The 14439-nt window shown below is 71.4% G+C and carries 11 protein-coding genes and 1 pseudogene; 5 read left to right on the top strand and 7 right to left on the bottom strand.

Features of this window, described 5'->3' with window-relative positions; genetic code table 11:
- Positions 1 to 5: 5 nt before the first annotated feature.
- The 5 genes and pseudogenes from ACVWW9_RS07720 to ACVWW9_RS07700 all read right to left on the bottom strand — a co-directional run bounded on the left by ACVWW9_RS07720 (position 6) and on the right by ACVWW9_RS07700 (position 5597).
- Entirely contained in the window at positions 6 to 839 is an 834-nt protein-coding gene (locus ACVWW9_RS07720; protein WP_456515010.1) for an SURF1 family protein, read from the bottom strand.
- Between the two features lie 77 nt (positions 840 to 916).
- Positions 917 to 2701, bottom strand: coding sequence for a glycerol-3-phosphate dehydrogenase/oxidase (locus tag ACVWW9_RS07715; RefSeq protein WP_354256349.1), 1785 nt, complete (start codon positions 2699 to 2701; stop codon positions 917 to 919).
- Between the two features lie 34 nt (positions 2702 to 2735).
- Entirely contained in the window at positions 2736 to 3860 is a 1125-nt protein-coding gene (locus ACVWW9_RS07710) for a GuaB3 family IMP dehydrogenase-related protein (protein WP_123697109.1), read from the bottom strand.
- A 478-nt stretch (positions 3861 to 4338) separates the two neighbouring features.
- Positions 4339 to 4725: pseudogene (locus tag ACVWW9_RS07705) on the bottom strand (PadR family transcriptional regulator); the annotation flags it as partial.
- Positions 4722 to 5597, bottom strand: a complete 876-nt coding sequence (locus ACVWW9_RS07700; RefSeq protein WP_456515009.1) for a DUF4097 family beta strand repeat-containing protein — start codon at positions 5595 to 5597, stop codon at positions 4722 to 4724. The pseudogene ACVWW9_RS07705 and the gene ACVWW9_RS07700, both read right to left, overlap by 4 nt.
- 262 nt (positions 5598 to 5859) lie before the next feature.
- Between ACVWW9_RS07700 and ACVWW9_RS07695 the strand changes: the two genes are divergently transcribed.
- Complete coding sequence (locus ACVWW9_RS07695) at positions 5860 to 6759, top strand: hypothetical protein (protein ID WP_456515008.1); 900 nt, start codon at positions 5860 to 5862, stop codon at positions 6757 to 6759.
- Positions 6760 to 6846: 87 nt separating this feature from the next.
- Here the strand turns inward: ACVWW9_RS07695 and guaB are convergent, their stop codons facing one another.
- On the bottom strand, positions 6847 to 8355 hold the full coding sequence (gene guaB / locus ACVWW9_RS07690; RefSeq protein WP_354256358.1) for an IMP dehydrogenase: 1509 nt from the start codon (positions 8353 to 8355) through the stop codon (positions 6847 to 6849).
- A 178-nt stretch (positions 8356 to 8533) separates the two neighbouring features.
- Here guaB and ACVWW9_RS07685 point away from each other — a divergent pair, with 178 nt between their 5' ends.
- The 4 genes from ACVWW9_RS07685 to ACVWW9_RS07670 are packed head-to-tail and all read left to right on the top strand — an operon-like array spanning position 8534 to position 12746.
- Positions 8534 to 9955, top strand: coding sequence for an ABC transporter permease subunit (locus ACVWW9_RS07685; protein ID WP_354256361.1), 1422 nt, complete (start codon positions 8534 to 8536; stop codon positions 9953 to 9955).
- Position 9956: 1 nt separating this feature from the next.
- Positions 9957 to 10973: a branched-chain amino acid ABC transporter permease gene (locus ACVWW9_RS07680; RefSeq protein ID WP_354256364.1), complete on the top strand. Its 1017-nt coding sequence runs from the start codon at positions 9957 to 9959 to the stop codon at positions 10971 to 10973.
- On the top strand, positions 10966 to 11949 hold the full coding sequence (locus tag ACVWW9_RS07675) for an ABC transporter ATP-binding protein (protein ID WP_456515007.1): 984 nt from the start codon (positions 10966 to 10968) through the stop codon (positions 11947 to 11949). The genes ACVWW9_RS07680 and ACVWW9_RS07675 overlap by 8 nt, the downstream gene beginning before the upstream one ends.
- On the top strand, positions 11946 to 12746 hold the full coding sequence (locus tag ACVWW9_RS07670) for an ABC transporter ATP-binding protein (protein WP_456515006.1): 801 nt from the start codon (positions 11946 to 11948) through the stop codon (positions 12744 to 12746). Before ACVWW9_RS07675 ends, ACVWW9_RS07670 begins: the two co-directional genes overlap by 4 nt.
- Before the next feature lie 233 nt (positions 12747 to 12979).
- Here the strand turns inward: ACVWW9_RS07670 and ACVWW9_RS07665 are convergent, their stop codons facing one another.
- Complete coding sequence (locus ACVWW9_RS07665) at positions 12980 to 14266, bottom strand: ABC transporter substrate-binding protein (RefSeq protein ID WP_354256373.1); 1287 nt, start codon at positions 14264 to 14266, stop codon at positions 12980 to 12982.
- Positions 14267 to 14439: the final 173 nt, after the last annotated feature.

Here is a 14439-nt window from a genome sequence, read left to right as displayed (position 1 = left end):
CCAGCCTATCCGCGGGCCGTGTCGCCGCCCGCTGCGGCGGCCTCCGCTGCATCCTCGATGGCCTCGACCTCGCGCTCGAGCGCGTCCTTCACGAGTCGGTACCAGAGGTAGAAGGCGAAGAGCATGAACGCGACCCACTCGATCGCGTAGAAGATGTTGAGGGCGTTGAGCTGCGTGTCGGTGACGGGGCGGACCGACACGATCGGCTCGCCGCCGTCCACGAGCGCGCCGGATGCGTCGGCCGAGGCGGCGTCGAGGATCGCGTACGACCCGTAGACGCGGCCGTCGTACGCCTCCCACTCGTTGATGAGCGCGGCGACGCTCATCGCCTCGACCTCGTCGGTCTGGATGTCGCCCTGCGTCGGCGCCTCGGACGGCATGAGCCTGCCGACGAGCTCGCCCGCACCGGCGGCGCCGCGCTGCTCGACGAGCGCCTGCGCCGCGGCAGGGTCGGCGAACCACGCGAGCGCGACGGGCAGCGAGACGGGGTCGGCACCGTCCTGCGGCACGAGGATGCGGCCGACCACCCAGGTGCCGATCCGGCCGTCCTGCGAGCGGCCGGCGAGCGTGTCGAAGTCCTCCGGCACCCACTCGCCCGTGAAGGAGACCATGCGGCCGCCGGCCTCGCTCGTCAGCGTCGAGCCCGGCACGGCGACGCTCGTGAGCGGCACGGCGGTCTCGGTGTCGCGCTCATCCGCCTGACCCTGCTCGACCGCGCGCGCGATCTGCCACTGGCCGAGCAGCGCGAAGACGGCGGCGACCGCCAGGCACGCGACGAGCACGCCGATCCAGCGGGGCCGCGTCGCGACCTGCCGGAAGGTGGGGAAGGGGGTGCTCATGCACCCCCGAGTCTACCGGCGCCGCACGGCGCGGCGGCGACCCGGCTGCCCGCTCGACGAGCGGGCAGCCGAGCCGCTCAGGCCACCGGCTCCTGCCTGGTGCCGACAGCGCTCGCGGTCGGGAGCGCGCCGAGCGGCACGATCTCCGGCGCCTCGAGGCGCGCCCGGTCGGCCGACTCGTCGTCCGGCAGCTCCTGGCTCGCGAGCTCGGCGGCGACGCGCTTGTTGTAGGTGTTGATCTCCTTCTCGATGCGCGCCTCGTCCCAGCCGAGCGCATCCGCCATGATCCGAGCGGCGACCGGGGCGGCCGCGACGCCGCGGTCCCACGACTCGATCGAGATGCGGGTGCGGCGGGCGAGCACGTCGTCGAGGTGCAGGGCGCCCTCGTGCGTGCAGGCGTAGCGCACCTCCGCGCCGATGTAGTCGTCGGCGCCCGGCAGCGGCTCGGCGAGCTCCGGCTGCTGCCGGATGATGTCGAGCACCTCGTCGGTGAGCGTGCCGTAGCGGTTGAGCAGGTGCTCGATGCGGTGCTTGTGCACCCCGAAGGCGCGCGCGATCCTCGCTCGCTTGTTCCACGCCGCCCGGTAGCCGACGGCGCCGAGCAGCGGGATCTGCTCGGTGCACGAGTCGGGCACCTTGCCGTCCATCGCGCTCGCCGCCTCGTCGATCGCGTCCTTCGCCATCACGCGGTAGGTGGTCCACTTGCCGCCGGCGATGAGCACGAGGCCCGGCACGGTGTGCGAGACGTAGTGCTCGCGCGAGAGGTTCGCGGTCGAGGAGCCGTCGCTCGCCGCGAGCAGCGGCCGCAGGCCCGCGTAGACGCCCTCGACGTCGCTGCGGGTCAGCTTCGTCGCGAGCACCGAGTTCACGTGGTCGAGGATGTAGTCGATGTCGGCCGCCGTCGCCGCCGGGTGCGCCTTGTCGAGCTCCCAGTCGGTGTCGGTCGTGCCGATGATCCAGTGCCGGCCCCAGGGGATGACGAAGAGCACGCTCTTCTCCGTGCGCAGCAGCAGGCCCATCGACGAGTGGAAGCGGTCGCGCGGCACCACGAGGTGCACGCCCTTCGACGCTCGCACCTTGAACTCGCCGCGCGAGCCGACCATCGCCTGGGTGTCGCCCGTCCAGACGCCGGTCGCGTTGACGACCTGCTTCGCGCGGATCTCGAACTGCTCGCCGGTCTCGTAGTCGTGCGCCTGCACGCCGACGACCCGCTCGCCCACCTTGAGGAAGCCCTCCGCGCGCACGCGGCTCGCCACGTGGGCGCCGTAGAACGACGCGGTGCGCGCGAGCTCGGCGACGTAGCGGGCGTCGTCGACCTGGCCGTCGTAGTAGGTGAGGCCGCCCACGAGCGCGTTCGGGTCGAGCGACGGGATCTGCTTCAGCATCTGCTTCTTGGTCAGGTGCCGGTGCATCGGCACCCCCGGCTTCATGAAGCCCGTGTAGCTGAAGGCGTCGTACATCGCCATGCCCGCGCCGATGTACGCGCGCTCGATGAGCGGCGTCGTGAGCGGGTAGAGGAACTTGACGGGCTTCACGAGGTGCGGGGCGAGGCGCTGGAGCAGCAGGCCGCGCTCGATGAGCGCCTCCCGCACGAGGCCGAAGTTGGCCTGCTCGAGGTAGCGGATGCCGCCGTGGATGAGCTTCGACGAGCGGCTCGACGTGCCGGAGGCGAAGTCGCGCCCCTCGATGAGCCCGACGCGCAGGCCGCGCGTCACCGCGTCGAGCGCCGCGCCGGTGCCGACGATGCCGCCGCCGATCACGAGCACATCGACCTCGCGCTCGCGGAGCGAGGCGATCGCGGCAGCGCGCTCCTCGGGGCCGAGCTTCCTCGACCGACTCACGCTGTTGGTGGTCTCAGCCATGGATCCTCCTTGGATGCGCGCCCGGATGGGCGGTCTAGCGTGGCGGGCTGCTCTCCACGACCACGTCGATCCGCTGGAACTCCTTGAGGTCCTTGTAGCCGGTGGTCGACATGGCCTTGCGCAGAGCGCCCATGATGTTCGCCGTGCCGTCCGCGACCGGTGAGGGTCCGTTCAGCACGACGTCGAGCGGGCCGACCTGGTCGACCTGCACGCGATTGCCGCGAGGCAGCTTCTGGTTGTGCGCCTCGGGGCCCCAGTGCCAGCCGCGGCCGGGGGCATCCGTCGCACGAGCGAGCGCGGTGCCGAGCATGACGCCGTCGGCGCCGCACGCGAGCGCCTTCACGACCTGCCCGGAGGTGCCGAGCGAGCCGTCGGCGATGACGTGCACGTAGCGGCCGCCGGACTCGTCGAGGTAGTCGCGCCGGGCGGCGGCGACGTCACTCACGGCCGTCGCCATCGGGGCCGCGACGCCGAGCACCTTCTCGCTCGTCGAGGCGGCGCCGCCGCCGAAGCCGACGAGCACGCCGGCCGCGCCCGTGCGCATGAGGTGCAGCGCGGCCGTGTAGGTGACGACGCCGCCGACCACGACGGGCACGTCGAGCTCGTAGATGAACTGCTTGAGGTTGAGGGGCGCGCCGCGCTCGGCGGAGACGTGCTCGGCGCTCACCGTGGCGCCGCGGATGACCATGAGCTCGACGCCTGCCGCGAGCACCGTCTCGTAGTGCTGCTGCACGGCCTGCGGGCTGAGGCTGCCGGAGACGGGCACGCCGGCGTCGCGGATCTGCGCGAGGCGGTCGCGGATGAGCTCCGGCTTGATCGGCTCGGCGTAGATCTCGCGCATGCGGCTCGTCGCGAGGTCGGCGGGCAGGCGCGCGATCTCGGCGAGCAGCGGCTCGGGGTCGTCGTACCGGGTCCAGACGCCCTCGAGGTTGAGCACGCCGACGCCGCCGGCCCTGCCGAGCGCGATCGCGGTGGCCGGGCTCGTGACCGAGTCGGTCGGGGCGCTCATCACCGGGATCTCGAACTTGAAGGCGTCGATCTGCCACTGCAGCGAGACGAGGTCGCTGTCGCGCGTGCGCCGTGACGGCACGATGCTGATGTCGTCGAAGCCGTACCCGGTGCGGGCGCGCTTGCTGCGGCCGATCTCGATCTCCGTCACCCGCCCAGCCTATCCCGCAGGGAGCGAGGGACGCTCAGGACCCGAGCACGCTCTTGATGCGCAGCAGCGCCGCCTCGAGCTCGACCCGCACCGACGCGGCCTTCGCGGTGCTCACGCGCTCGCCGCGATCGGCGCGCGCCGCGTCGCGCACCTGCTGGCGGAACTCCGTGAGGGCGAGGTCGATGTCGTGGATCGCCATGCGCGCGGCCGCGCGCTCGGCGGGGTGGGGCGCATCCGCCGATGGCCCTGCTTCCGTCCACGACGGCCCGGCCCACGACGGCTCGGTCCACGACGGCTCCGGCTCCGGCCAGGGCGCGGAGACGGGGTTCGGCACGGAGCTCGACGTGGGGCTCGACGCGGGCACCGGTCGCTCAGGCACGGACGGGTCGGGCGGAGACGCGGGCCGTGTGTGCGCCTCGAACCAGCCGCGCTCCTCGCGCTCCGGAGGCGTGGGCGTGCTCGGGGTGGGCGGCGTGCCGCGCGCATCGCGCTCGGCGGCCGCGAGGTCGGCCCGCAGCGCCTGCATCGCGCTCTTCACGCCCGCGCGCACGTCGGACGCCATCCGCCGCACCGAGTCGGTGATCTCGCCCTCGAGCTCGCGCAGCTCGCCCTCGCGCGCCGCGAGCTCCGCGCGTCCCGCGTCGGTGATCTCGTAGGTGGTCTTGCGGCCGTCGGTCGACTTCGTCAGCAGCCCCTCCTCCTCGAGCTTCGACAGCCGCGGGTAGATGGTGCCGGCGCTCGGCGAGTAGGTGCCGCCGAAGCGGTCGCTCAGCGCCTGCATGAGCTCGTAGCCGTGGCGCGGCGCCTCGGCGAGCAGGCTCAGGAGGTAGAGGCGCAGCGCGCCGTGGCCGAAGACGGGGCTCATGCGTCCCTCCGCACGACCGTGACGGCGCCCGAGACGGTGTTCGCGGCGAAGCGGAAGGCGTTCGCGCCCTCGACCACCTCGGTGCCGCCGCGCTTCGGCACGGCCCGGCCGACGATGCGGCCGCGGCCCGAGACGGTGCGGGTGGTGGCCCGGACGCCCTGGTCGGCGTCGAGCCGCAGCGTCACGTCGGCCGAGACGGTGTTCACGGTGATGCTGCGCGGGGCGCCGTGCACGTCGAGCAGCACCTCGCCGCTGACGGTGTCGACGCCGACCTCCTGCAGCGCACCGGTGGCGGTCACGCTCGCGGAGACGCCGTTGACCGCGAGTCGCCCGGCACCGCCCGAGACCTCGATGTCGCCGGAGACGGTGTTGAGGTCGAGGTCGCCGCGGTGCGACTCCACCTGCAGCGGACCCGACACGGTGCTCAAGGTCGCCCGGGCACCGAGGCCCGAGACCAGGGCGGATGCGCTGACCTGCCCGAGCGAGAGCGCGACGTGCCGGGGCACGAGGATGCTCAGCTCGACCTTGGCCCGCACGCCCACGAGCGCCTTGACCGACTCCCACACGTCGTCCCAGCTCACGCGCGGGTGCGAGATCGACAGGCGGCCCTGCTCGAGCGTGACGCTGAGGTCGCGCCCCTCGACGCGGTGCACCTCGACGCGGGCGGTCGGCTCGTCGTGGCCGACGATGTCGACGCTGCCGCCGACGATGCCGACGCGGAGCGCCGTCACCGCGTCGAGGTCGATGACGCGGCTCTCGCCCTCGGCGATCGTCCATCGCTCGGTGATGGCGTCGGCGCCCGACGCGGATGCGCCGGATGCGCTGCGCGGCTTCGTGTCGCCGGCCTCGTGCTGCGTGTCGTGCTGGTCCATGGCTGCCCCCTCAGGCTCAGAAACGCGATATATCGCGTCTGCTGCGAGACACGATATATCGCGTCTGTGCGCCCCGCAAGCCCTCGTCGAACATCGAGAGGTAGCCCTGCGCCCGAGCGGTAGTGGCGCGCCGCTACCGCTCGCGCGCAGCGCTACCTATCGGCGCGCGCTACCGCTCGCGCGGAGCGCTGCCGGTCGGCGCGCTCCACAGGCAGGGCTGGAGAGTGAGCGAGCAGCGTCCCTGCTCGGGCAGGGTGCGGGCATGCCTCTCGATCTGATCCCCGCCAGCGATGATGCGCCGTTGCGTGCTCGCGCGGACCCCGGCCTCGCCCGCGTCCGGCGCGGCTGGTACGCCGAGCGCGCAGCGCTCGAGGCTCTGCCGCGGCACGCGCGCTACCTGCTCGAGGTGCGAGCCGCGGCCGCCGCGCGGCCGAGCGCCGTCTTCGCGCGCGAGTCGGCGCTCGTGCTCGCCGGGCTGCCGCACGGCATCCCCCAGGACGTGTTCACGATCGGCGATCCATCCATGCCCGGCTCACTGGCGGGCATCCGCAACTCGCACGTCCGTGTGGCGGACCAGGACGTGCTCGAGGAGGACGGCATCGCACGATCGACGCCCGCCTATGCGCTCGGCCACGTCGCCCGCCTCGGCAGGCAGACCGACGCGGTCAGCGCCCTCGACTGGGCACTGCGGACAGGCGTCGTGACGCGAGCGGAGGTGACCGATGCCCTGACCAGGCAGGGGCCGCGAGGCCAGCGGCGCGCGGCGTGGGTCGTCGGGTTCGCCGATCCGCTCTCCGAGTCCGTCGGCGAGTCGTGGAGCCGTGTCGCGATCCACCGGCTCGGCGCGCCGGTGCCGCAGCTCCAGGTGCGCGTGCGGACGCGGCTCGGTGACCGCTACCCCGACTTCCTGTGGGAGCGACCCGGTCGCCGACCCCTCGCCGGCGAGTTCGACGGCGCCCAGAAGTACGGCGTGCTCGCCGACGCGAACGGCGTGCAGCCGGTCGACGCGGTCATCGCCGAGAAGCGGCGGGACGACGCGATGCGCGAGGTGGCCGACACCCTGCACTGGATGTGGGATGCGGTGCAGCGCCCCACAATCCTGCAATCGATGCTCGCGCAGCACCACATACCGGTGCGCACCTCGCTGCTCCCGTGCTGGTGAGCACCGAGCGGTAGCGCCCCGCCCGACAGGTAGCCGCGTGCCGCTACCGCTCGCGCGGGCCGCTACCTCTCGATGTGCGAGCGGAGGTCAGCGGCGGTAGTTCGGCGCCTCGACGACCATCTGGATGTCGTGCGGGTGCGACTCCTTGAGGCCGGCGGCGGTGATCTGCACGAAGCGGCCCTTCTGCTGCAGCTCCTCGATCGTGCGCGCGCCGGTGTAGAACATCGACTGCCGCAGGCCGCCGACGAGCTGGTACGCCACCGAGCCGAGCGGGCCGCGGTAGGGCACCTGGCCCTCGATGCCCTCGGCGATGAGCTGCTCGTCGCTCGGCACGTCCGCCTGGAAGTAGCGGTCGCGCGAGTACGAGGTCTTCTTGCCGCGCGTCTGCATCGCACCGAGCGAGCCCATGCCGCGGTACGTCTTGAACTGCTTGCCGTTCACGAGCACCAGGTCGCCCGGGCTCTCGTTCGTGCCCGCGAGCAGCGAGCCGAGCATGACCGACGAGCCGCCGGCCACGAGCGCCTTCGCGATGTCGCCCGAGTACTGCAGGCCGCCGTCGGCGATGATCGGGATGTCGGTGCCCGCGTCGTGCGCGGCGCGCGCGGCATCGTAGATCGCCGAGACCTGCGGCACCCCGACACCCGAGACGACGCGGGTGGTGCAGATCGAGCCGGGTCCGACGCCGACCTTCACCGCATCGACGCCCGCCTCGATGAGCGCCGCGGCGCCCTCGTAGGTCGCGACGTTGCCGCCGATGATGTCGATGCCGCTGAAGCGCTCGTCGCCCTTGAGCTTCGCGACCATGTCGAGCACGCCCTGGCTCTCGCCGTTGGCGGTGTCGACGACGATCACGTCGACGCCGGCCTCCGCGAGCGCCACGGCCCGGTCGAAGGCGTCCCCGAAGAAGCCGATCGCGGCGCCCACGCGGAGGCGGCCGTGCGCGTCCTTCGTCGCGTTCGGGTACTGCTCGACCTTGTCGAAGTCCTTGACGGTGATGAGGCCGCCGAGGCGCCCCTGCTCGTCGATGAGCGGCAGCTTCTCGAGCTTCGTCTCGTGGAAGATCGCGAACGCGTCCTCGCGGGAGATGCCGACCTTCGCCGTCTTGAGCGGCGCGGGCGTCATGACGTCGCGCACGAGCGTGGTGGCGAACTCCTCGCGCGGCACGAAGCGCATGTCGCGGTTCGTGACGATGCCGACGAGCACGCCGTCGGGGTCGACGACCGGCAGCCCGGAGACCTTGAACTCGCCGCAGATGCGGTCGACCTCCTCGATCGTCGCATCGGCGTGCGTCGTGACCGGGTCGGTGATCATCCCGGACTCGGAGCGCTTGACGCGGTCGACCATCCCGGCCTGGTCCGCGACCGAGAGGTTGCGGTGCACGATGCCGATGCCGCCCTGGCGGGCCATCGCGATCGCCATCCGGTCCTCGGTCACGGTGTCCATCGCGCTCGACACGAGCGGGATCGCGAGCCGGATGTTGCGCGAGAGCCTCGTGCCGGTGTCGGCCTCGCTGGGAATCACATCGGTGCGGCCCGGGAGCAGCATGACGTCGTCGTAGGTCAGGCCGATCGGGCCGAACGGATTGCGCATCTCCATCGCTTCCATCGTATCTATTCGGTAACGGTCGTGCGGCATCCGCATGAAGAAGCGCACAAGAGAACCGAAAGTGGACGGCGGCCCTCGAAGCGGCCGCTACTGTTTCACCACCGATGTAACGGGCATCACGCGCAGCCCATTCCCTTGCGCCCGCGCGGCCCCACGGCATGGAGGACACGTGAAGACGTCCAGCAGACCGCGACGGAGCGGGCTGCGGCGAGCAATCGCCGTCGCCCTCGCCGTCATGGGCATGGTGGCGGGTGGTGCGACCGCGGTCGCCGCCGCGCCCCTGGCCACGACCGAGCAGCCAGCTCCGTTCAACTTCAACGGCATCGTCCGCGACGGGCAGACGCCCCTCGAGGGCGTCGAGATCACCGTGACCGGTGACGGCGTCGATGAGACCGTGGCGACCGGGGCCGACGGCCGCTGGATCGTCGGGGTCCCGGCGGCGGGCACGTACACGGTCTCGATCGACACCGCGACGCTGCCCGACGGCGTGACGCTGCGGGACGCGTCGTTCGAGAGCCGGGAGTTCGAGGTCGGCGGATCGACGTCGGTCGGCGTGCTCTTCCCGTTCGCGAGCGCCGACGGCGCTCCGGCGCCCTCCCCGAGCGGCGGCGGCAGCCCCGGTGACGGCGGTGCGAGCGGTGCGCCGACGACCGGCGAGGGCGCGGCCCCCGGCGGCGAGGCGTCCACCGGCGCCGCGTCGAACGACTTCGGCTCGCAGCTGCTGTCGCGCATCATCTCCGGCCTGAACTTCGGCCTCCTGCTCGCGCTCGCCGCGATCGGCATCACGCTGATCTTCGGCACCACCGGCGTCAACAACTTCGCGCACGGCGAGCTCCTCACCTTCGGCGGCGTCGTCTTCTACGCCACGACGACCCTCGTGAACTGGCCCGTCTGGATCGCGATCATCGTGACGCTCGTCGCCTCGGCCGCGCTCGGCTGGGTGCACGACTGGGGCATCTTCAAGCCCCTGCGCCGGCGCCGCGTCGGCCTCGTGCAGGTGCTCATCGTGACGATCGGCCTCTCGATCGCGCTCCGCTACATGTTCCAGTTCCTCATCGGCGGCGGCACCGAGGGCCTCTCGGTCGACCCCGGCCCCGTGCTCGAGGTCGGTCCCGTGCTCATGCGCACGTCGAACGTCGTCAGCACGGTGATCGCGATCGTGGTGCTCATCGCCGTGGGCCTGTTCCTGACGCGCACCCGCATCGGCAAGGCGACCCGCGCGGTGAGCGACAACGCGAGCCTCGCTGCGGCGTCCGGCATCGACGTCGACCGCGTGATCCGCATCGTCTGGGTCCTCGCCGGCCTCCTCACCGGTGGCGCGGGCATCCTCTACACCTACTTCATCGGCGCCAACATCAAGTGGGACGTGGGCTTCACGATCCTGCTGCTGCTGTTCGCCGGCGTCACGCTCGGCGGCCTCGGCAGCGCCTTCGGCGCCCTCGTCGGGGCGGTGGTGATCGGCCTGGTCACCGAGATCTCGACGCTCTTCCTCGCACCCGACCTCCGGTATGCGATCGCGCTGCTCGTGCTCATCCTCGTGCTGCTGTTCCGACCGCAGGGCATCCTGGGTCGCAGGGAAAGGATCGGCTGACATGGACTTCCTCAGCGTCCTCAACACCGCCGCGGGCGAGATCCTCTCCCCCACCACCGCCGCGTTCGCGCTCGCGACCATCGGCCTCAACGTGCACTTCGGCTACTCCGGCCTGCTGAACTTCGGCCAGGCGGGCTTCATGGCGATCGGCGCGTACGCGTTCGCGATCTTCACGATGATGGCCGACCCGACCGCGACGCTCGGCTGGCCCGCGTGGCTGTCGTTCCTCGCGGCCATGCTCGTCGCCATCGTCGCGGCGGTGATCTTCGCGCTCATCCTCGGCATCCCGACGCTGCGGCTCCGCGGCGACTACCTCGCGATCGTCACGATCGCAGCCGCCGAGATCGTGCGCTTCACCGTCCGCACGCAGGACCTGACGAGCATCACGGGCGGCTCACAGGGCCTCCGCGGCCAGGACTACAAGGGCGACTTCGACGCCATGAACCCGCTGACCGGCACCACCTACGGCTTCGGCCCGTGGACGGCCACGGCCTACGACACCTGGGTGCGCATCATCGCCTGGTCGCTCGTCATCGTCGCGCTCGTGCTCGTCTGGCTGCTCATGCGCAGCCCGTGGGGCCGCGTCATCAAGGGCATCCGCGAGGACGAGGACGCCGTGCGCTCGCTCGGCAAGAACGTCTACAGCTACAAGATGCAGGCGCTCGTGCTCGGCGGCACGCTCGGCGCGATCGCGGGCGTCATGTTCGTGCTCCCCCGAGCCGTGCAGCCCGACAACTTCGCGACCACGATGACCTTCTACATCTGGACCGCGCTGCTGCTCGGCGGCGCCGCGACCGTCTTCGGTCCGCTGCTCGGCTCGATCCTCTTCTGGGTGCTGCTGTCGTTCACCGGCGGCGTCATCAACGTGCTCCACGGCATGGGCCTCTTCGGCGACATGAGCGGCTCGCAGGCCGGCCAGATCCGCTTCGTGCTCATCGGCGTCGCACTGATGCTCCTCGTGATCTTCCGACCACAGGGCATCCTCGGCAACAAGAAGGAGCTGTCGTTCAATGTCTGACACGACCACGCCCCCGGTCACGCACCCGCTCGTCGACGGCCCCGTCGGCCCGGGCTGCAAGAAGGTCGACCCGATCGTCATCGCGGATGGCGTGATCCGGCAGTTCGGCGGGCTCACGGCCGTCGACGTCGCGCACGTCGAGATCCCGCGCGGCAGGATCACCGCCCTCATCGGCCCGAACGGCGCCGGCAAGACGACCTTCTTCAACCTGCTCACCGGCTTCGACCGCCCCAACAAGGGCAGCTGGTCGTTCGAGGGCCAGTCGCTCGCGCACGTGCCCAGCCACAAGGTGGCGCGGCGCGGCATGGTGCGCACGTTCCAGCTGACGAAGTCGCTCGGCCGCCTCACCGTGCTGCAGAACATGCTGCTCGGCGCGCGCGACCAGCGCGGCGAGGGGCTGTTCGCGGCGCTCGTGAAGCCGCTGTGGAAGGCGCAGGAGCAGGCCAACACCGAGCGGGCCGACAACCTGCTCGCGCGCTTCAAGCTCGACGAGAAGCGCGAGGACTACGCGGCGTCGCTCTCGGGCGGCCAGCGCAAGCTGCTCGAGATGGCGCGCGCGCTCATGAGCGAGCCGACGCTCGTCATGCTCGACGAGCCGATGGCCGGCGTCAACCCGGCCCTCACGCAGTCGCTGCTCGACCACGTGCGCGGCCTCAAGGACGACGGCATGACCGTGCTGTTCGTCGAGCACGACATGCACATGGTGCGCCACATCTCCGACTGGGTGATCGTGATGGCCGAGGGCAAGGTCGTCGCCGAGGGCCCGCCCGAGACCATCATGCAGAACCAGGCGGTCGTCGACGCGTACCTCGGCGCCCACCACGACACCGACCTCGGCACCCTGACGAACCAGCAGGTGGCGCAGATCCACGAGGCCGCCGAGGAGGAGGTGCCCGTCGACCCCGACGCGCCCTCGACGTCGGCGGATGCGCCGCGCGACGCCACGACGGACGCGGACCAGGAGGGCCAGCGATGACCACGACCGGAGCCACCTCGGCGACCACCCCGGTGCTCGAGACGAAGGAGCTCGTCGCGGGCTACCTGCCGGGCGTCAACATCCTCAACGGCTGCTCGATCGTCGCGAACCAGGGCGACCTGATCGGCATCATCGGCCCGAACGGCGCCGGCAAGTCGACGCTGCTGAAGGCGGTCTTCGGCCAGGTGAACGTCCGCGAGGGCAGCGTGCTGCTCAACGGCGACGACATCACCGGGCTCAAGGCCGACAAGCTCGTCGGCAAGGGCGTCGGGATGGTGCCGCAGAACAACAACGTGTTCCCCTCGCTCACGATCGAGGAGAACCTCGAGATGGGCCTGTTCCAGCAGCCGAAGCTCTTCAAGGAGCGCTTCGAGTTCGTCGGCGGGCTCTTCCCGGAGCTCGTGAAGCGGCGCCGCCAGCGCGCCGGCAGCCTGTCCGGCGGTGAGCGCCAGATGGTCGCCATGGGCCGCGCGCTCATGATGGACCCCGCGGTGCTGCTGCTCGACGAGCCGAGCGCCGGCCTCAGCCCGGTGCGACAGGACGAGACGTTCCTGCGCGTGGCGGAGATCAACAGCCACGGCGTCACCATCGTGATGGTCGAGCAGAACGCGCGGCGCTGCCTGCAGATCGCCCACCGCGCCTATGTGCTCGACCACGGCAAGGACGCCTACACGGGCACCGGCCGCGAGATGCTGAACGACCCCAAGGTCATCCAGCTCTACCTCGGCACGCTCGCGACCGACGTCGAGGAGAAGGCGCGCACCGAGGCGCACCCGACGGTCGATCCCGCCGTCTGACGCGACCGCGTCGAGAGGGGCTCCGCTGCGGCGGGGCCCCTCTCTCATGCCTCCGGAGGCAGCGCGCGGTCAGGGGCGTGCCGCTCCCCCGCGCCCTGCACCCCGACGCCACCTGCGGCCCGTGCGAGCGTGGCCCCGGGCCTGCACGGGCGGCCGTGCGCTGCTCCACGCACGCGAAGAGGGCCCCGCCGGAGCGGGGCCCTCTCGTGCTGTGCTGTGTCAGCGCTGCCGGATCACTCGTTGAGCGAGCCGAACTCCGACGACACGAAGGTGTACTGGTTGTTGGCACCGTACTGGTAGATGCCGATGTACGCCTCGGTCGGGTCGCCGTTCTCGTCGAACTCGATCGGGCCGGAGGGGCCGTCGTAGTCGATGTCCTCGCCGTCAGCGATGAGCTGCAGGCACTCGGCCACCTCGGTGCACGCCGTGCCCTCGGTCGAGACGGCCTGCAGGTTGTCGCGGATGGTGATGGGGTCGGCGCTGCCACCCGTCGCCGCGGCGAGCGCCGCCAGGATGACGGCGTCGTACGACTCGGGACCGTAGGAGAAGTCCTGCAGCTCCGGGTCCTGCTCGAGCAGGCGGTCGCGGAACGTGTCGTCGGCCGGGTTGCCGGGGAGCGTGCCCTTCGCACCGTCGAGCGTGCCCTCGGGGAAGTTGTAGCTGTTCGACAGGTTGCCGTCGACGAAGTACATGCCCGAGGCCGGGAAGCCCTGCGTCACCAGCTCGGGGACGATCTGCGCCGTCTCCGCGAACGCGAGGATGCCGATCGCGTCGGGCTGGCCCGCCATGATCTCGGCGACCTGCGACGTGAAGTTCGTGTCGCCCGGGTTGTACAGGACGCTGCCGGTGACCGTGCCGCCGGCGGCCTCGACCGCGAGTCGAGCGTTCTCCTCGAGGCCCGTGCCATACGGGTCGTTGATCGTGATGAAGGCCACGTTCGCGGCGCCGTCCGACGTCATGAGGTTGCCGAGCACGCGGCCCTGCAGCACGTCCGACGGGGCGGTGCGCCAGTAGAAGCCGTCGTCCTCGTAGTCGGAGAAGTCGGGCGACGTGTTGGCCGGCGAGATCTGCACGACCTGCGCATCGATCAGCTGGTCGACGAACGTGAACGACACACCCGACGAGGCGGCGCCGATGACGACGTCCGCACCGGCCGAGACGAGCTCGCCCGCCGAGGCGGTGGCGATGTCGGTCGTGGTGTCGCCGGAGTCGCGGTGCTGCACGTCGACGTCGAACTCGAAGCCCGCGGCCTCGAGGTCGGCGGCCGCCAGGTCGACGCCCGCGAACTCGGGCGGGCCCAGGTATGCGAGGTTGCCCGTCTGGGGCAGGATCGTGCCGACGACGAACGAGGTGTCGACCTCGCCGCCCTCGGTGGGGCCGGTCGAGCCGCCTGCCGAGCCGGACGGGGTGGGCGAGCCACCACCGGCACAGGCTGCGAGCAGCAGGACGCCGGCGGTTGCGGCGCCGAGGGCCGCGGCACGACGGGGGTGCTGCCCCTTGGTGCGGAGGAAGGACTGCATTGTGCTCCTAAATTCCTACTGGAGGACGCGCGCTGGTACGCGTGTTGGCACAACAGTAGGCGAGCCCCCGACCGAAAACGGCCGTTCCGCGTTACGTCCTGGTAACGGTCTTGGCGCGAACGACGTGACCTTCCGGAGTCCTGCGGCATTCCTGAGCCCTGCTCACAAGCGTC

The organism is Agrococcus sp. UYP33, assembly GCF_054060915.1.
The sequence above is the reverse complement of the archived record's forward strand: the minus strand, read 5'-3'. Positions and strand labels throughout refer to the sequence as shown.